Source organism: Alysiella filiformis (assembly GCF_014054525.1).
GTDB classification, from domain to species: Bacteria; Pseudomonadota; Gammaproteobacteria; order Burkholderiales; family Neisseriaceae; genus Simonsiella; species Simonsiella filiformis.
The window spans coordinates 802,971-819,881 of record NZ_CP059564.1 but is presented as its reverse complement, the minus strand read 5'-3'; the positions used below and the strand labels follow the sequence as shown (position 1 = coordinate 819,881).

At 46.5% G+C, this 16,911-nt stretch carries 20 protein-coding genes; 1 reads left to right on the top strand and 19 read right to left on the bottom strand.

Annotated features, from left to right (window positions below; translation table 11 throughout):
• Nucleotides 1-111: 111 nt before the first annotated feature.
• Both H3L97_RS04005 and rpsU read right to left on the bottom strand, forming a co-directional pair.
• The gene (locus H3L97_RS04005; protein ID WP_097113867.1) at nucleotides 112-1,548 is read right to left on the bottom strand and encodes a surface lipoprotein assembly modifier; all 1,437 of its coding nucleotides are present in this window, start codon (nucleotides 1,546-1,548) and stop codon (nucleotides 112-114) included.
• Nucleotides 1,549-1,694: 146 nt separating this feature from the next.
• Nucleotides 1,695-1,907, bottom strand: coding sequence for a 30S ribosomal protein S21 (gene rpsU / locus H3L97_RS04000; protein WP_097113866.1), 213 nt, complete (start codon nucleotides 1,905-1,907; stop codon nucleotides 1,695-1,697).
• A gap of 38 nt (nucleotides 1,908-1,945) precedes the next feature.
• Between rpsU and H3L97_RS12015 the strand changes: the two genes are divergently transcribed.
• Complete coding sequence (locus H3L97_RS12015) at nucleotides 1,946-2,080, top strand: hypothetical protein (RefSeq protein WP_263480788.1); 135 nt, start codon at nucleotides 1,946-1,948, stop codon at nucleotides 2,078-2,080.
• 7 nt (nucleotides 2,081-2,087) lie between these two features.
• On the opposite strand, the gene H3L97_RS03995 is transcribed toward H3L97_RS12015, so the two are convergent.
• From H3L97_RS03995 to H3L97_RS03915, 17 genes are all read right to left on the bottom strand, one after another.
• Nucleotides 2,088-2,243, bottom strand: coding sequence for a hypothetical protein (locus H3L97_RS03995; protein WP_179655793.1), 156 nt, complete (start codon nucleotides 2,241-2,243; stop codon nucleotides 2,088-2,090).
• The gene (gene ppk2 / locus H3L97_RS03990; RefSeq protein ID WP_097113865.1) at nucleotides 2,218-3,123 is read right to left on the bottom strand and encodes a polyphosphate kinase 2; all 906 of its coding nucleotides are present in this window, start codon (nucleotides 3,121-3,123) and stop codon (nucleotides 2,218-2,220) included. Before ppk2 ends, H3L97_RS03995 begins: the two co-directional genes overlap by 26 nt.
• A 545-nt stretch (nucleotides 3,124-3,668) precedes the next feature.
• On the bottom strand, nucleotides 3,669-4,844 hold the full coding sequence (locus tag H3L97_RS03985; RefSeq protein ID WP_097113864.1) for an NnrS family protein: 1,176 nt from the start codon (nucleotides 4,842-4,844) through the stop codon (nucleotides 3,669-3,671).
• 68 nt (nucleotides 4,845-4,912) lie between these two features.
• The gene (locus H3L97_RS03980) at nucleotides 4,913-5,302 is read right to left on the bottom strand and encodes a hemerythrin domain-containing protein (RefSeq protein WP_097113863.1); all 390 of its coding nucleotides are present in this window, start codon (nucleotides 5,300-5,302) and stop codon (nucleotides 4,913-4,915) included.
• A gap of 285 nt (nucleotides 5,303-5,587) precedes the next feature.
• Nucleotides 5,588-6,589: a porphobilinogen synthase gene (gene hemB / locus H3L97_RS03975; RefSeq protein ID WP_097113862.1), complete on the bottom strand. Its 1,002-nt coding sequence runs from the start codon at nucleotides 6,587-6,589 to the stop codon at nucleotides 5,588-5,590.
• A 162-nt stretch (nucleotides 6,590-6,751) separates the two neighbouring features.
• Nucleotides 6,752-8,209, bottom strand: a complete 1,458-nt coding sequence (gene nuoN / locus H3L97_RS03970; protein WP_097113861.1) for an NADH-quinone oxidoreductase subunit NuoN — start codon at nucleotides 8,207-8,209, stop codon at nucleotides 6,752-6,754.
• A gap of 8 nt (nucleotides 8,210-8,217) precedes the next feature.
• Nucleotides 8,218-9,735 carry an NADH-quinone oxidoreductase subunit M gene (locus tag H3L97_RS03965; RefSeq protein ID WP_097113860.1) on the bottom strand — a complete coding sequence of 506 codons (1,518 nt, stop codon included), beginning with the start codon at nucleotides 9,733-9,735 and terminating at the stop codon, nucleotides 8,218-8,220.
• 73 nt (nucleotides 9,736-9,808) lie between these two features.
• On the bottom strand, nucleotides 9,809-10,258 hold the full coding sequence (locus tag H3L97_RS03960) for a type II toxin-antitoxin system VapC family toxin (RefSeq protein ID WP_097113859.1): 450 nt from the start codon (nucleotides 10,256-10,258) through the stop codon (nucleotides 9,809-9,811).
• Entirely contained in the window at nucleotides 10,259-11,410 is a 1,152-nt protein-coding gene (locus H3L97_RS03955; protein ID WP_097113858.1) for an AAA family ATPase, read from the bottom strand.
• Between the two features lie 39 nt (nucleotides 11,411-11,449).
• Entirely contained in the window at nucleotides 11,450-11,728 is a 279-nt protein-coding gene (locus H3L97_RS03950) for a hypothetical protein (protein ID WP_097113857.1), read from the bottom strand.
• Between the two features lie 39 nt (nucleotides 11,729-11,767).
• A complete protein-coding gene (gene nuoL / locus H3L97_RS03945) occupies nucleotides 11,768-13,819 on the bottom strand; it encodes an NADH-quinone oxidoreductase subunit L (RefSeq protein WP_097113856.1) in 2,052 nt (683 codons plus the stop codon).
• A gap of 94 nt (nucleotides 13,820-13,913) precedes the next feature.
• Complete coding sequence (locus H3L97_RS03940; RefSeq protein ID WP_097113855.1) at nucleotides 13,914-14,240, bottom strand: hypothetical protein; 327 nt, start codon at nucleotides 14,238-14,240, stop codon at nucleotides 13,914-13,916.
• A gap of 48 nt (nucleotides 14,241-14,288) precedes the next feature.
• Nucleotides 14,289-14,579: a hypothetical protein gene (locus H3L97_RS03935; protein ID WP_097113854.1), complete on the bottom strand. Its 291-nt coding sequence runs from the start codon at nucleotides 14,577-14,579 to the stop codon at nucleotides 14,289-14,291.
• A 108-nt stretch (nucleotides 14,580-14,687) separates the two neighbouring features.
• Nucleotides 14,688-14,993 carry an NADH-quinone oxidoreductase subunit NuoK gene (gene nuoK / locus H3L97_RS03930; protein WP_034293445.1) on the bottom strand — a complete coding sequence of 102 codons (306 nt, stop codon included), beginning with the start codon at nucleotides 14,991-14,993 and terminating at the stop codon, nucleotides 14,688-14,690.
• Entirely contained in the window at nucleotides 14,990-15,637 is a 648-nt protein-coding gene (locus H3L97_RS03925; protein WP_097113853.1) for an NADH-quinone oxidoreductase subunit J, read from the bottom strand. The genes nuoK and H3L97_RS03925 overlap by 4 nt, the downstream gene beginning before the upstream one ends.
• A 115-nt stretch (nucleotides 15,638-15,752) precedes the next feature.
• Nucleotides 15,753-16,232: an NADH-quinone oxidoreductase subunit NuoI gene (gene nuoI, locus H3L97_RS03920; RefSeq protein WP_034293441.1), complete on the bottom strand. Its 480-nt coding sequence runs from the start codon at nucleotides 16,230-16,232 to the stop codon at nucleotides 15,753-15,755.
• Nucleotides 16,233-16,607: 375 nt separating this feature from the next.
• The gene (locus H3L97_RS03915; RefSeq protein WP_097113852.1) at nucleotides 16,608-16,904 is read right to left on the bottom strand and encodes a hypothetical protein; all 297 of its coding nucleotides are present in this window, start codon (nucleotides 16,902-16,904) and stop codon (nucleotides 16,608-16,610) included.
• Nucleotides 16,905-16,911 lie beyond the last annotated feature (7 nt).

Sequence of the window (16,911 nt, the reverse complement as noted above, 5' to 3'; positions counted from 1 at the left end):
ATATCCGCCCCTTTTGCAAATGATTGATATGCTCAATCAAACACAAAATGGGACACCATGTATGGTACAACTTACACCCGACAAACCAAGTTGTACAAAGGTTTCAGATTTTTAAAACGACTTTTGAATCTGCAAAAACGCATTGGATTTTTTAAAATGAAACAAAGCATTATTGCCATCGCGTTTGTTCCATTGCACCACCAATTTGGGCTGAAAGCCTTTCCATTGCACTTTGCGGTGTGCCAAAGTCATTTGCGCGTTGATTTCCCTGTCTTTGCGGCGAATATTGAAAAAATCGGGTGCTTGATAGCGGCGTTTTGCCACACCCACATGCACGCTGTGTTCCAAACCATTGTGCCAACGCGCCGACCATGCCATGCGCACACCGTGTCGGCGATAGGCATCGCTTTTGTCTTGCGCCTGTTTGAGCGAAAAATCGTATCCCAACGACACAACCTGATTGCGTTTGGCAAAAAACTGCCAGTTCAATGACGCATTGCCACGCACCCCATCGCGCAACAATTGGCGGCGGCGAAAACGCTCCTTGCCCACTTCCAGCTCGGCGGAAAGGCGATGTTGTGGATTAAGCCAGCTTTGCTGTTCCCAATGTGCCCCCCATTCTTGCGAATAGGGCTGCCCACCATACCACACTTTCTCATAATAGGGCATAAAGGCAAGTTGATGTTTTTTGCCGATTTTTGCCAAACCTGTGCTGGCGCGTGCGGTGATTTCATCGTAATCGTGGGCGTTCCAATACACGCGTCCATTCACATCTAACTCATTGCGCCAAAACATATTTTTGTGCAAATTCAAATCTTTGGACGCGCCTGCACGGTAGCCTATGCCTTGTGCGCGTTTGGCTTTGGGCGGCTGCCAAAATAATCCGCCAATTTCTACCCGTTCCACTTTGGGGGAATTGTTGATGTTGCTGTCGCGAATGAAATTGGCACTGCCATAAAAATGCCATTTTTGGCGCGATTTGAGTTCGTCCAAATAAGGTGCAATGCCTTGGCGTATGTGTTCAGGCAGCGCGTTATCTTTTTGTAATGCAAGTAATTGTTTTTGAGCTGCGCGGTCGTGTCGCGCATAAAATTGGTTCAACGCCAAATCCAAACGCACCGTGGGCAAATTGGGATAACGTGCCAACACTTTTTCGTAGGCGTCTGCGGCTTGGGCGTTGTTGCCATCTGCTGCGTTCACTTTGGCTTGGGCGAGTGCCAGCAATTCGGCATCATAATGCTTTGAATTTTCAGGCAGCTTTTGGTAAATCGGTATGATTTCGCGCAAAGCCGCCACATTGTTCAACAGCACGGACGATTCCAAAGCCTGATACAGCAAACGTGGCTGCTGCAACAAATCTTGTTCGCTGAAATTGGGGGCGTTGTCATTGGGCGTGGCGGTGGGCGATTGTGGCAAAGCGTCAAATGGCGTTTCAGGCTGGCTGAACGGGTCGGCGATGGGTTCGCGCGACACAGGGGCAAGCGTGTCTGCCCATGCAAGCGGCACAGTTGCCCCCAAAATGAGAATGGGATAGAAATTGGGTTTCATTTTTATTTTTGTGATGAATACAAGTATGCCGTATTTTATACTGATATGCTGCCATCGTGTATGTGCTGCCTGAAAACAAAATCGCCCAATTCACAATGCGAAATTGGGCGATTTGAGCTTGAATTAAACCGAATGGGGTTTAACAATCAATACATTTTGGGTGGCAAAGTTTGGCTGCGCAAGCGTTTTTGCAAGCGTTTTACGGCAGCCGCTTTTTTGCGTTTGCGTTCGGTGGTGGGTTTTTCGTAGGCTTCGCGGGCGCGCAATTCGGTCAGCAAACCTGTTTTTTCAATTGCACGTTTAAAACGGCGCATTGCCACTTCAAAGGGTTCATTTTCTTTTACACGAACAGAAGGCATGTTTAAAATCCTTATCAAATAATCAGTTAAAAATTAAAGTGCGGCAGCATTCAGGCTGCCTGAAACGCGGTTTTTTCATTGGCAAAAGCTGCCAAAAGGCGGAAACCACATCGCCCAATGATGAAAAACATCACCTCCTAACCACCCAGCGCGTTGATTTTGTCGCGCTGTAAAATAATTTCAGCCGCGTTGAACACGGCTGTTTGTATGCTTAAATTGGGGTGGATTATCGCATTTTTTGTGCGTGAGGTCAAATTCAGGCTGCCTGAAAATGGCATTCAGGCAGCCTGAATTGTTGTTTTGGCGCAAATCAGCCGTGTTCGTGCTTGGTTTCATTCAATTTGGGGAACAGCACCAAGTGTTTGTCCAACTCGCCAATGGCTGCCAAGTCTTTGTTGGGGTAGTCCAAATTCAGCAGGAAGTGGCGAATGCAATTCAAACGAGCGCGTTTTTTGTCGTCCGATTTGATAATCGTCCAAGGGGCGTAGCGCGTGTGGGTGTTGAGAAACATGTGGTCTTTGGCGGCGGTGTAGTCGTGCCAACGGTCAAGCGATTGAATGTCAATCGGCGACAATTTCCAATGTTTCAATGGGTCGTAGCAACGGCTGACAAAGCGGCGGGCTTGCTCATCGCGCGATACGGAAAACCAAAATTTAAACAGATGAATGCCGCTGTCCACCAACATTCTTTCAAAATCAGGTGCTTGGCGCATAAACAGGGCGTATTCGCCCTCGGTGCAAAAGCCCATGACGCGCTCTACGCCTGCGCGGTTGTACCATGAGCGGTCAAACAGGGTAATTTCGCCTGCGGTGGGCAGGTTTTCAATATAGCGTTGGAAAAACCATTGTCCGCGTTCTTTGGCGGTGGGTTTTTCCAAGGCAACCACACGCGCACCGCGTGGATTGAGGTGTTCCATATAGCGTTTGATGGTGCCGCCTTTGCCTGCGGCATCGCGTCCTTCAAACAAAATGACGATTTTTTGGTCGGTTTCTTTTGCCCAAGTTTGCACTTTGAGCAATTCAATTTGCAGTTTTTTCTTTTCTGCTTCGTATTCTTTGCGGCTCATGCGTTGGGCATAGGGGTAGCCTTCGGGCAAGGGGGCAAAATCGGGGTCTTTACCCAAAACAACATCGCGCCATTTGTCCACGATAACGCGCGTTTCGGGTGTGAGTTCAATTTCTTCAAATGGGTCGGGTTGATGCGTGAATTCGCTCATGGTATGCCTTTCATTGGTGGGAAATTTTGCTTATTTTAACGCGATTTTGCGATGGTGTGTCATGCTTTTTATGAGATAAAACAAATGATGTGCGAACTTTTTTCAGGCTGCCTTACAGTAGACAACAAAAATGAAATAAGGGGATATTTGGGATTTGCGCTCTGTCGCCGCGCGGGCGACTGACTTTTTGAAAAAGTCAGCCAAACAACTTGAAATACAACAGCCATTTTGATTGTATTTCAGCAACTTCAATTTTCAGGCTGAAACCTTTGCAAAACTCGGTTTGTAGGGGCAGATTTCATATCTGCCCCGTTTAGGTTCGCAGAAATTTTCATTCTTATCAATAAATTGAAAAAAGGGCGGATATGAAATCCGCCCCTACGTCAGTTTAAAAGTAGGTTTTGCAAAGGTTTCAGGCTGCCTGAAATATTTTTTGAAAAGAAACCGTTCAGCTTTAATGTATTTGGCTTACTTTTTTAAAAAGTCAGTCGCCGAAGGCAAAATCCATTTTTTTAGTACATTGAAAGGCTGCCTGAAAAGCGGCTTTACCCCTGTTTGCCGTCCAAACGCGCTTGGGTGAGCCACGGTGCGTATCGCCAAAAATAAATCAACAACGCCACCGCAAACAGCACCGCCGATGTGCGATAAGCATGAACATAGCCCACCGCACTCACATTCATCAACAAAGCCGCCACACCACGCAACACCGCCGCCACCGCCATGCAATAAAACGCCACATTCAAACCCTTGGGCGCAGGATAAAGTGGACGCGCGGTATGCCCCAATGCGGTGCGCGTCATCATGCCTATGGTCAGCAAACCAATGCCGCCCACGCCAATCAGGTGTATGCCCAAACTCGCCATTTTGCCGTAGCCGCCTGCAAATTGTGCCGCCCCCAAAATCGCCAAACCCAAACTGGCAAACGCATAACCCAAATGCAAAATCCACAACATGCTTTCAGGCAGCACACCGCGATGAAACCAACGGTATGTTTGCACCAAACCCAATAATCCAGCCGCCACGCCCAACACGCCAGCCAAAGGCAAAGCTGCCTGAAACAGCAACAACATTGCCATGCCCATAGGCAAAATCAAAGCCGCCAACATTGCCCACATGGGCGATTGAACTTGCTGAATATTCAAACGTTTGGCAGTAAAAAACGGAATAATGCGATTGCCAATCAAACCAATGAACCCCGACACCAGCACCAAACCCGCCACCAAACCATGATGCAAAGCCATCGGATTAAACGGCTGCAAATACGCATGAAACACCGCATGGCTCGCCCCAAACAGCAGCAAGGCAAACACGGCAACATAATTGCGCGAATTGCGGCTTTTCCACACTGAAATGCCCATGCCAACCGCCGACAACGCATAAAATGCCGTCCCCACCACCGCGCTGACGCCCACACCGCCATCAAAATACACCGCAATCCGCGCCAGCAGCCACAACGCCACCAATGTCATCAAAAACGCACCGCGCACAGGCGGCTGCCCCGTCCAAGTCGCCACCGCCGTAAGCAAAAATGCCACCACAATCGCGCCCGTGTAGCCCCAAATCATCTCGTGGGCGTGCCAATATTGCACGGGCAAACTTGCCGTGCCTGCATAGCCAAATCCCCACAACAAAATGGCAAGCGCACCATAAATCGCCGCCAACAAATAAAAAGGGCGAAATGCCATCGCCCAAATGGGGTGAGAAACGCATTTTTGTAACATTTTTGCTGTTCCTTGATGATGGAAATGGGTTTTTCAGGCAGCCTGAATCGGTTTGGCAAAATTTCAACCTAACGGTCAAACGCCACTTTGGGCAAAGCAAATTCCGCCAATTTTTCAAACAATTCACGCTCTTCAAAACGGGCATGGTCGCGCAACAAAGTGGCGAATGTTTTGTTCCATTCGGGATTGTCAAATTCGGCGTGGCGATACAAATGGCGTAATTGAGCGTGTTCCGCTTCAAAACGTTGGCGCAAACTGGGGTCGGGCAAAGCCTGCCACAAAGGGGCAAATTGGCGTTCTTCATCTTGAAAATGCTGTTCCAAATCAAGATAATGTGCCTCAATTTCCGCCTGATGATTGGCGTGTGGCTCGCGCAAAATCCGCGCACACAATGCCAAAGTGTGATGATGTTCTTGCGACAAATGGATTAAATCGGGGTGGCGTTTAAGCGGTTTCATGGGGATTCCTTTTTCAGGCAGCCTTAGGGGCTAATGACAATTCGTTTCGCGATTGTTTTTTCATCAAAATCGCCAACTTCTGCGTCAAAAATACTCGCCAATGGGTGGCATTGACTCGCATTTTTTCCTTGAATTTGACAATTTTGCCTGAAAAACCAACTTCGCGCCCAAATTGTCATCAGCCCCTACGATACACGACAAAAATACAATGGGGGGCATGTCGCCGAAGTCAAAACCGTTTGTTGTTGCGTACTGAAAAGCTGCCTGAAAATTGATTCAACAAAATCAAGTACGCAACTGCTCGGCTGCCTGAATCGCAAAATACGTCAAAATGCCGTCTGCGCCAGCGCGTTTGAATGCCAACAGACTTTCCAAAATCACCTTATTTTCGTCCAGCCAGCCATTTTGGATTGCCGCCATCAACATCGCGTATTCGCCCGACACCTGATAGGCAAAAGTGGGAACGCCAAATTCATCTTTCACGCGGCGCACCACGTCCAAATAGGGCATACCAGGTTTGACCATCACCATGTCTGCGCCTTCGGCAATGTCCAGCGCGACTTCGTGCAGGGCTTCGTTGCTGTTGGCGGGGTCTTGCTGGTATTGGTCTTTGGTGGATTTGCCCAAATTCCCTGCGCTGCCCACCGCATCGCGGAAAGGTCCATAAAATGCGGATGCGTATTTTGCCGAATACGCCATAATGCGCGTGTGAATATGCCCATTTGTTTCAAGGGCTTGGCGGATTGCGCCTATGCGTCCGTCCATCATATCCGATGGCGCGACCACTTGTGCGCCTGCTTCCGCGTGGCTCAATGCCTGTTTGACCAACACTTCTATCGTTTCATCGTTCAACACATAGCCTGTTTCATCGGTTAAGCCGTCTTGTCCGCTCAATGTGTAGGGGTCCAGCGCAACATCGGTCATCACGCCCAATTCGGGAAATTCGGCACGCAAGGCGCGGACGGCTGTCTGAACCAAACCTTCTGGATTGTAGGCTTCACGCGCATCGGCGGTTTTGTTTTGGGTAACAACGGGAAACAATGCCAACATGGGTATGCCCAATTTGCAAGCGTGCTCTGCCGTTTTCAGCAACAAATCAATGCTTTGGCGTTTGATTTTGGGCATGGACGCGATTTCTTGCTCCTGATTTTTGCCTTCCAACACAAACACGGGGTAAATCAAATCGTTGGGCGTTAAAACGGTTTCGCGCATGAGTCGGCGTGAAAAATCATCGCGGCGCATACGGCGCATGCGCGTGGTGGGCGCGTGGCGTGGGGGAAAATTCATCTTGATGCTTTCTTGAATAAGGTTCTCAATTCACAACACCATTTTGGGCTTGTGTACCGAACAACCATTTTAGCATTTTCAGGCTGCCTGAACACCTACCCAATGTGAAAATGGCTGCCTGAAATGGTTTCAGGCAGCCACAAAAATGATGAACACCGCTTTTTAAAATGTTTGTTTGATTGCGGTGGCAATCCAATCGGTTAGCGTGCTGGGCAACACACCCCACACCAGCAACAACAGCGCGTTCAGCGACAAAATCCACTTGCTTTCCAAATCGCCGCCCAATTCTCTTTGGTCTTGTGCAGGGTCAAAATACATCACTTTAACCACGCGCAAATAGTAAAACGCGCCAATCAAACTCATCACCACCGCAAACACCGCCAAAGCCGTAGCCCACGCATAGTTTGAACCCAACAAGGCTTGCAACACCGCAAATTTGGCATAAAAACCCACCAAAGGCGGAATGCCTGCCATGCTAAACAGCACCAACAACATCACAAAAGCGTACCACGCATTGCGTTGGTTTAAGCCAGCCAAGTCGCTGATGTTGTCGCATTCATGCCCTGCGCGACTGATGAGCATCAACACACCAAAGCCTGCCAAACTCATCAAAACATATGCCACCGCATAGTAAATGGCTGCCTGAATGCCCACCACGCTGCCCAAAAATGCCAGCAAAATAAAGCCCATGTGCGACACAGTTGAAAACGCAAACATGCGTTTAATGTTGGTCTGCATAATCGCTGCCAAATTGCCAACAATCAGCGACAACACCGCCAAGCCCGCAAACATCAACAACCAATCACCCATTTGCAATGCCAAACCGCTTACCAAAATGCGGAATGCAAACACCGTTGCCGCAATTTTCGGCACCGAACCCACAAAAGCCGTAACCGAAGTGGGCGCACCTTGATACACATCTGCCACCCACATGTGGAAAGGCGCAGCACCAAATTTAAACGCCACCGCCGCCACAATAAACAACACGCCCAATTTCAACAGCCACGCATTCACTTTGCCCGCGTGTGCCGCCAAGAAGATTTCTTGGAATTGCAGGCTGCCTGTTGCGCCATAAACCATTGAAATACCATACAATAAAATGCCCGATGCCAATGCACCCAACACAAAATATTTCAATGCCGCTTCCGATGCTTGGGCAGAATCACGGCGCAAAGCAATCATCGCGTAAAGTGCCAACGACAGCAATTCCAAACCCACATAGGCGGTAAGGAAATGGCTCGCGCTTATCATCACGCTCATGCCCACGGCGGCAAACATCGCCAATGTGTAAAATTCGCCTTTGAAAATGCCACGCGATTGATTGTAAGGTTTGGCATACACAAACAGCACCGCCGTGCCCAAATACACCGCCAATTTGCTCAATTGCGCCACACCATCTGCCACATACATGCCATTGAATGCCACCATCGGCTCGGCAGACCACACGGCAATTTGCCCAAAGGCTGCCGCCAACATTGCGCCTATGCTCAAATAATGGGTGATGTAGCGGTTTTCATCGCTCGTCCACAAATCTGCCAGCAACACGGCAAACAAGGCGCACAACAGCACGATTTCAGGCGTGGCGGCGGCAATATTCAAATCTGTCCAATTCCAATTCATACATCACCTCAAATCTTGCTTTGTGCCACTTGGGCAATCAAATCTTGTGCGGCTTGCTGCACCACCGCCACAAATGGCTCGGGATACACGCCCATGCCCAGCACCGCCACCGCCAAAATCGCCAAAATGGCAAATTCACGGCAGTTGATGTCTTTCATTTCTGCCACTTCTGGGTTGGTGATTTCGCCAAAAATGGTGCGTTTGTACATCCACAAGGTGTATGCCGCGCCATAAATCAGCGTGAATGCCGCCAATAAACCTATCCATAAATTGACTTTTACCGCGCCCATAATCACCATAAATTCGCCAACAAAACCCGAAGTCGCAGGCAAACCTGCATTCGCCATGCCAAACAACATCATGAATGCGGCAAATTTGGGCATCACGTTTACCACGCCACCGTAATCGGCAATATTGCGTGTGTGCAAGCGGTCATACATCACGCCTATGCACATAAACATGGCGGCAGACACGAAACCGTGTGAAATCATTTGCACAATCGCACCGTGCAAGCCCCAAGTGTTCAATTCGCCCAAAGGGCTGCCTGAAAACAGTCCTGCAAACAGGAAAATGCCCAGCGTTACAAAACCCATGTGGCTGATTGATGAATACGCCACCAGCTTTTTCATATCGGTTTGCACCAGCGCGACCATGCCGATGTAAATCACGGCAATCAGGCTCAACACCACCACCGCAGGCGCAAAATAGCGAGACGCATCGGGCAAAATCGGCAAAATAAAACGCAAGAAACCGTATGCACCGATTTTCAGCGTAATCGCCGCCAACACCATAGAGCCGCCCGTTGGGGCTTCAACGTGGGCATCAGGCAGCCAAGTGTGCACAGGGAACATCGGCACTTTCACCGCAAACGACAGGAAAAACGCGACAAACAACACCTGTTGCACGCCCAAAGGAATCTGCTTAATCGCTTGCAAATCGGTAATGGCAAAACTTTTGGCTTGATAACCCAAATAAATCAACGCCACCAACATCAACAGCGAGCCGAGCAATGTGTACAAAAACAACTTCATTGCCGCATAAACGCGTCTTGGGCCGCCCCACATACCGACAATCAGGTAAAGCGGAATGAGCATGGCTTCAAAAAACACATAGAACAAAATCGCGTCTTGCGCGGCAAATGCGCCGTTAATCAAGCCCGACATCATCAGAAATGCCGCCATGTATTGCGCGGTTTTGTGCTGAATGACTTCCCAGCCAGCCAGCACCACCATCAGCGTGATGAAGGCGTTCAAAATCACAAACAGCACAGAAATGCCGTCCACGCCCAGCGCGTAGTTGAGATTAAGCGCGGGTATCCAAGCGTGCAATTCGGTAAACTGGTAGCCGCCATTGGCACGGTCAAATTGCGTGAACAGGGGCAACGTAACCAAAAAGCCCGCCGCCGCGCCCAAAAACGCCAATATGCGTGCCAACGGTGCACGGCTGTCTGACCCTGTTGCCAAGACCAGCACGCCTGCCACAATCGGCACCCAGATTGCCAAGCTGAGTAAGTTGTTGAAAAACATAGTAGTAGCCTGTTTTCTCTTTTATTTAAATTGAAACTGTTTGTGGTGGCTGCGGTTTCAGGCAGCCTGAAAATCATTTTTGCGTTTCTGCCAACATTTTTTCATGTAATTTGGCAATGCCATTTATATCCGTATCGTGCGACAACATTTCCAGACCATTCACATAAGCCGTTGCATAATGAAAAACATCAAATTTGCGTTTGTCTAAATTTTTCTCAACGCCATTGCGTTCCGCGTCAAATTTATCAAAACGATACAAATCTCGCGCCAAATCCGCAATTTCTTGTGTGATTAAAAAGGGTTGAAATTTTGCCAATTCTTGTTTCAGCATTGCCAATTTTTCATTATCTTGCCAATTTACACCACGCAAAACTTCATAATAAATCAATGAACTAATGGCAAATTTCACATCATCTTGCTGCGACAATTCAACAAATTTGGTTAAAACTTCGGCATATTGTGTGTCATCGGCATTGTCGTCATACAAATAAATCAAGAAATTGGTATCCAATAAATAAATCATTTATTTGGTCTCCAATTTTGCCAATTTTTTTTGTACCAATGAAAGCAAGGCTTGCTTGACTTCGGTTTGCTCGCTTTCTTCCAAACGCTCAATTTTGAGTTGATTTAAATTGACATCAAAAGCTTCATTGAGCAAATCCACAAAAGCCATATTATTGGGATATTCAATCAATTCGCCATAAACCACACCGTCATCTAAATTGCGTTTCAAGCGATACGCTTCGCCCTGCGCCAACTGACTGATGACCAAAGACGAATGCGTGCTAATCAAAAACGTGGTATTCGGAAACAATTTTTTCAGTAAGGGTATGATTTTAACCTGCCATTCATTGTGTAAATGGCTTTCTATTTCGTCAATCAGCACCACGCCACGCACGCGGGCGATTTGCTGTTCATTGGTAAAATAGCTGTAACCCGCGATAATGGATTGCACCATTTTCAAAATGGACGTGAAACCGCTTGATAAATCCGAAAGTTCACGCTTTTCATTTTCTACTTTAATAAAAACTTTGTAACCAGATTTTTCTAAAAACTTTTCATCAATCCGATTGTCAATTTTATTCAGTAATGAAATCAAAATTTCCAATTCCACTTTGCGATTATTTTCTTGTGCTTGAAACTCATTAGCAGAATTGGCGCGTTGAATAATCCATTCTTTAACATTGGTATCCATATTGAGATTTTTGATTTTTTCTGCTGTGTAGTCATTATTAAAAATCCCAAATAAATCGTTTAAATATTTTTCCCTTCTTTTTTCATGGCTTTCTAATTCAGGAATGGCAGAGTTTGTATTTTGAATACCACCACGACCTTGTGCCGCCAAATAAACAATCGGACAATCATGAACATAACTTGAAAAATAATTTGTTTGTTTATTTAATAAAAATTCACTTTCATCAACATATTGAATGAAAATAGAATTTCTTACCTGTTTAAAAGGTAAATATTTTGTTTTAATCCAGTTACCTTTCACCAGTACAGATGAATTTGTTAAAAACAAAACCGCAAACAAACATTCCAACAATTTTGTTTTGCCCACACCATTTGCGCCGATAAATGTGTAAACACGTTGATTGGGCGCAAAATCCACTTCTATTGTGCCTACGCCTTTTACACCTTCAAAGCGAACCACGCCATTTAATAAATCGTTCATAGCCAATCAACCTATTTTGTTTTTCAGGCTGCCTGAAAATCATTTAATCAATAATAAAGAAAGTGTTATGGGAAAAACCACACCGCCCACATATATCAAAATCCACAACAATAAATTATCCGTAAATTTACGAAGTAAATTGAAATAGCCCCAAGAGTACAACGCCAAAATCACAAAATTCATCACAAAAGGCAATATGCCTTGCCAGCTTAATAATGAACTCAATAAGGCATAAGCCACCGCCCATTGCCAAGCAGAAGAACGGTCAGCATAAGCATCTTGTAATTTTGCAATCAATAAATAAATGAAAATACCCACTTCAAGTACACTCTTTTTATTTTCAGGCAGCCTGAAACATCACTTAAACCACAAATTCCAGAAAAACGCCACAATCAACACCAGCACGCCAGCCACCATCACCGCCGCATAAGTGTAGATGAAACCCGTTTGCGCTTTGCGGACTTGTGCGGCGATGTTACCCACCAGTTTGGCGGAATTGTTCACAATGCCGTTGTCAATAATCATCGTGTCGCCCACTTTCCAGAAGAAATTGCCCAATTTGCGGCTGCCTTTGGCAAACACGTTGAAATACAAGGTGTCCAAATAATATTTATTGTCCAATAAGTTGTAAATTGGTTTGCAGGCTACCTGAATTTTCGCGGGTAAATGTGGGGCTTTCACATACAAGAACCACGCTGCCACCACGCCTGCAATCGCCAAGTACAACACAGGGCTAACCAAGCTATGCGTTACCATGCCGAAAATGCCGTGATAATGTTCCGCCATGTGGCTCATCACAGGGTGCGCTTCGTGATTCACATAAATCACATCTTTAAAGAAATCGCCATACAACAAAGGCTCAATCGTCAATGCACCCACCAACACAGACGGAATCGCCAAGAAAATCAAGGGGAAAGTTACCACCCAAGGGCTTTCGTGCGGATTGTCGTTGGGCGACAAGCCGTGATGATGGTCGTGGTTGTCGTCCGCATCGTGTTCGTGATGGGCGTGTTCATCGGCATGATGGTGTGCGCTGTGGTCGGTTTCGCGCCAACGCTCTTTGCCGTGAAACACGATAAAGTATTGACGGAACGCATAAAATGCGGTTACAAACACGCTCGCCAACACCGCAAAATAGGCAAAACCGCTACCTGTAAGATGACTGAATTTCACGGCTTCAATAATGGAATCTTTGGAATAAAAGCCTGAAAACAAAGGCGTACCAATCAGCGACAAATTGCCCAGCAACATGGTAATCCAAGTAATCGGCATGTATTTACGCAAATTACCCATGTGGCGCATGTCTTGGTCGTGGTGCATGCCGATAATCACGCTGCCTGCCGCCAAAAACAGCAAGGCTTTGAAAAACGCGTGCGTCATCACATGAAACATGGCAATGGAATAAGCCGACACGCCCAACGCCACCGTCATGTATCCCAGTTGCGACAAGGTGGAATAGGCAATCACGCGCTTGATATCGTTTTGGATTGTGCCAAGAAAGCCCATAAACAAGGCGGTAATCGCACCAATCACCATAATCACGCTCAACGCGGTGGTGCTTAATTCGTACATGGGCGACATGCGCGATACCATAAACAAACCTGCCGTAACCATCGTTGCCGCGTGAATCAGCGCGGAAATGGGCGTAGGACCTTCCATGGAATCAGGCAGCCAAACGTGCAAAGGAAATTGCGCGGATTTACCCATCGCGCCCACAAACAGCAACAGACAAGTTACGGTAATCAAGTCCGTACCCAAAAATTGCATGCCGACCACATTGGGCAAATAGGCGAACACGTCCGCATAACGCAGGCTGCCACCGAAATAGCCCAGCACCAAACCAATGCCCAGCAAAAAGCCAAAATCGCCCACGCGGTTCACGAGAAACGCTTTTAAGTTGGCGAAAATCGCGCTGTCGCGTTTGAAATAAAAGCCAATCAACAAATACGACACCAAGCCCACCGCTTCCCAACCGAAAAACAGTTGAATGAAGTTGTTGGACATAATCAACATCAACATGCTGAATGTAAACAAAGAAATGTAGCTGAAAAAGCGTTGATAACCTGTTTTTTCATCGTGCATGTAGCCGATGGTGTAAATATGCACCATCAGCGACACGGACGTTACCACCACCATCATCATGGCGGTGAGACTGTCCACCAAAAAGCCGACCGAAAAATCCACACCGCCCATGCTGAGCCATGTGTACACGTTTTCGTCAAACTTGGCGCGTGTGCCAGTCGCAAAACCGTACAACACATAGGCGGACAACAGCGCGGAAATCGCCACACCTGAAATGGTGGCGGTGTGCGCGCCTTTGCGTCCGATTTGATTGCCAAACAAGCCTGCCAGCAAACAGCCCACCAATGGCGTGAGCGCGATGATTAAATATAAAGTCATGTCGTTCATTTGATTGAACCTTTTTTGATTTTTAAAAACTTTTTCAGCTAAATTTTTTGTTTTGCGGCGTATTTTCAGGCTGCCTGAAAAACACGAAAGCTGGCTATCGTTTTTTTACGATAAAGTCATTTCCGTACACTTCAATTTTTAAATTCTCTGATTGCTCAATCATTTTTAATACATTTTCAATACTGGTATCTTTTACTCTTAAAGAAACTTTCCCAGAAATGCTGGCATCAACATAAAATTTTTTACCTGTTTCTTGTCCAAGAATTGCAAATAATTTTATAATCTCAATATCTTGAAAAACTGCAGAGATGTTTTTTTGTTGAACAGTAATTGATGTATTTTTAGATGTTGTTACCTCATTGGTATTTGCATAAGCCAATCCATTCAACATCAAAGCCAAAATAAGTAATGTTTTTTTCATATTAATCATTCCTAAATATTCAAAATTCTTTTCAGGCTGCCTGAAAATTCAAAAATTATCGCGTTTTTCATTGGCAATTTCCAATCTTCTGGTTACGGCAAATCCAAAAATCAAGCCGCCAATCAGCGCAAAATAAATATTCCAAAAAAACATACCCACTGGAAACAGGAAAAACACCACGCCAGCCAATGCACTCATGATGATTTCATTGCGCGTAACCGTCAGCGAAAACAGGCTTTGATACAGCCACGAACCGATTGCCGCGCTACCACAAGTCGCCAATAAATACAGCAATCGTGCGCCATTGGTGGCGGTTAAAATATCGGTTTCGCTGAACATGATTTTGACCTTTCAGGCTGCCTGAAAAAGTTAGGCTTGATGCGTAGGGTGCAACTTGTTGCACTAGAACCCACTTTTGAGCGGTGCAACAAGTTGCACCCTACCCAATTAGCCTTTCAGCGTATTCAATTCGGTAACGTTAATCGTTTGTCGGTTGCGGAACACCAGCACCATAATCGCCAAACCAATCGCGCTTTCTGCTGCCGCCACCGTCAGCACGAAAAACACGAAAATCTGCCCAGCCGTGTCGCCCAAATATTGCGAAAAGGCAATAAAATTGAAATTCACCGCCAGCAACATCAATTCAATAGACATCAGCAACACCAACACGTTTTTGCGGTTCATGTAAATGCCCATTGCGCTAATCCCAAACAAAAGTGCTGCTAAAACAAGATAATGGGTCAAGGTAATCATGCTTGGTTCTCCGTGTTTTCAGGCTGCGTGTTTTTGGGGATTTGCACTTCGGCAGCCATTTTGACCATGCGTAAACGCCCTTCTGCTGCGTTTACTTTCACTTGGTCGGCAGGGTTGATGTATTTTTCGTTGGTGGATTTGCGGTGTACCAAAGCAATGGCTGCCACCATGCCCAACACCAGCAGCACCGCCGCCAATTCAAATTGCAACAAATAGGTGGTATAGAGCTGTTTACCCAAATCGCGCACATTGCTGTAATCGGCAGGAATGGTTTTCATGTCGCCATACACCGACAAATTGGTGTCGGGCGCAAGCAACACGGCAATCAGCACCAAAGCCATCAACACGCCTACGGTAAACGCGGCAGGGGCGTTGCGCCAAAAACCTTTACGCATTTCTTCCACGTCTATGTTCAACATCATGACCACAAACAGGAACAGCACCATCACCGCCCCCACATACACCACCACCAGCGTGATGCCCAAAAATTCCGCTTGCATAAGCAGCCACATCATTGCCGACATACAAAACGTCAGCACCAAATACAGGGACGCATGAACGGGGTTTTTTGCGGTAACGGTTTTGAGTGCGCCAAATAAAATCACGGCAGCAATAAAGTAAAATAAAGCAAGTTGGAAAGTCATGTTGATGCTTTCTTTTTAATCAAAATGGGGCGTAGGGTGCAATTTATTGCACTAAACAATGTTTTTGCATGGTGCAACAAGTTGCACCCTACTTTTCAGGCAGCCTGAAAATACATTAACGATATGGCGCGTCAGCCGCTTTGCGTTTGGCGATTTCGGCTTCGTATTTGTCGCCGATTGCCAGCAAAATGGGTTTGGTCATGTGCAAATCGCCACGTTTTTCGCCATGGTATTCAAAGATGTGGGTTTCCACAATCGCGTCCACAGGGCAGGCTTCTTCGCAAAATCCGCAGAAAATACACTTGGTTAAATCAATGTCGTAGCGCGTGGTGCGGCGTGTGCCGTCTTCGCGCTGTTCGGATTCAATGTTGATTGCCATGGCAGGGCAAACCGCCTCGCACAATTTGCAGGCAATGCAACGCTCTTCGCCATTCGGATAGCGTCTTTGCGCGTGCAAGCCGCGAAAACGCACCGATTGCGGGGTTTTTTCTTCGGGGAAGTAAATCGTGTCTTTGCGAGCGAAAAAGTTTTTGAGCGTTACGCCCATGCCTTTAACCAACTCGCCCAGTAAAAAGGTTTTGACTAAATTTGCCATAATGTTGTTCCTACCCTTTTGGTAGTGGTTTTTTTATTTAAAAATCAATTGGTAAATGGTTTTCAGGTTGCCTGAAAAATCTTTTGGCAGATATGCCAACAATATTTGCACTACGACAACCTGTCCCCTCCCCTGCTTGCGGGGGAGGGCTAGGGTGGGGGCAAACCGCCACACGCTTTCAGTATTTCGTTTAACACGCCTTCCGTATTACGCCACAAAAATACCACAAATGCTGTTCCGCCAATGTCATGTTTTTGCGGAGATTTTGGGCATGGGGTTTTAAAATTCGGTTTCGGCTTGTTGCTGGCATTTTCCCCCACCCTAACCCTCCCCCGCAAGCAGGGGAGGGAACAGATTGCTGGTCAATTAACGGTTTCAGGCTGCCTGCAATATTCGTAATTGAATGAAAAATTGCTCAACCAATTCAATCACTTCATCTTGATATTTTGCCCATTCATGCCAAATTTGTGGTCGCCCTGCCTGTTCCCATTCATCCAACAGCATGGCGTTGCAAATTTCCATTTCCGACCAAATGTCATACAAATCAGGATATTGGTTTAGCCATTTATCGGAATGGGCAACAAAATTGGCAAAATAAATCACATTTTGGGTAATCAATGAAATGTCTTGGTTAATTTGCTTTTTAATTTGCTTGCGCTTTGACTTGTTCATTTTTCAG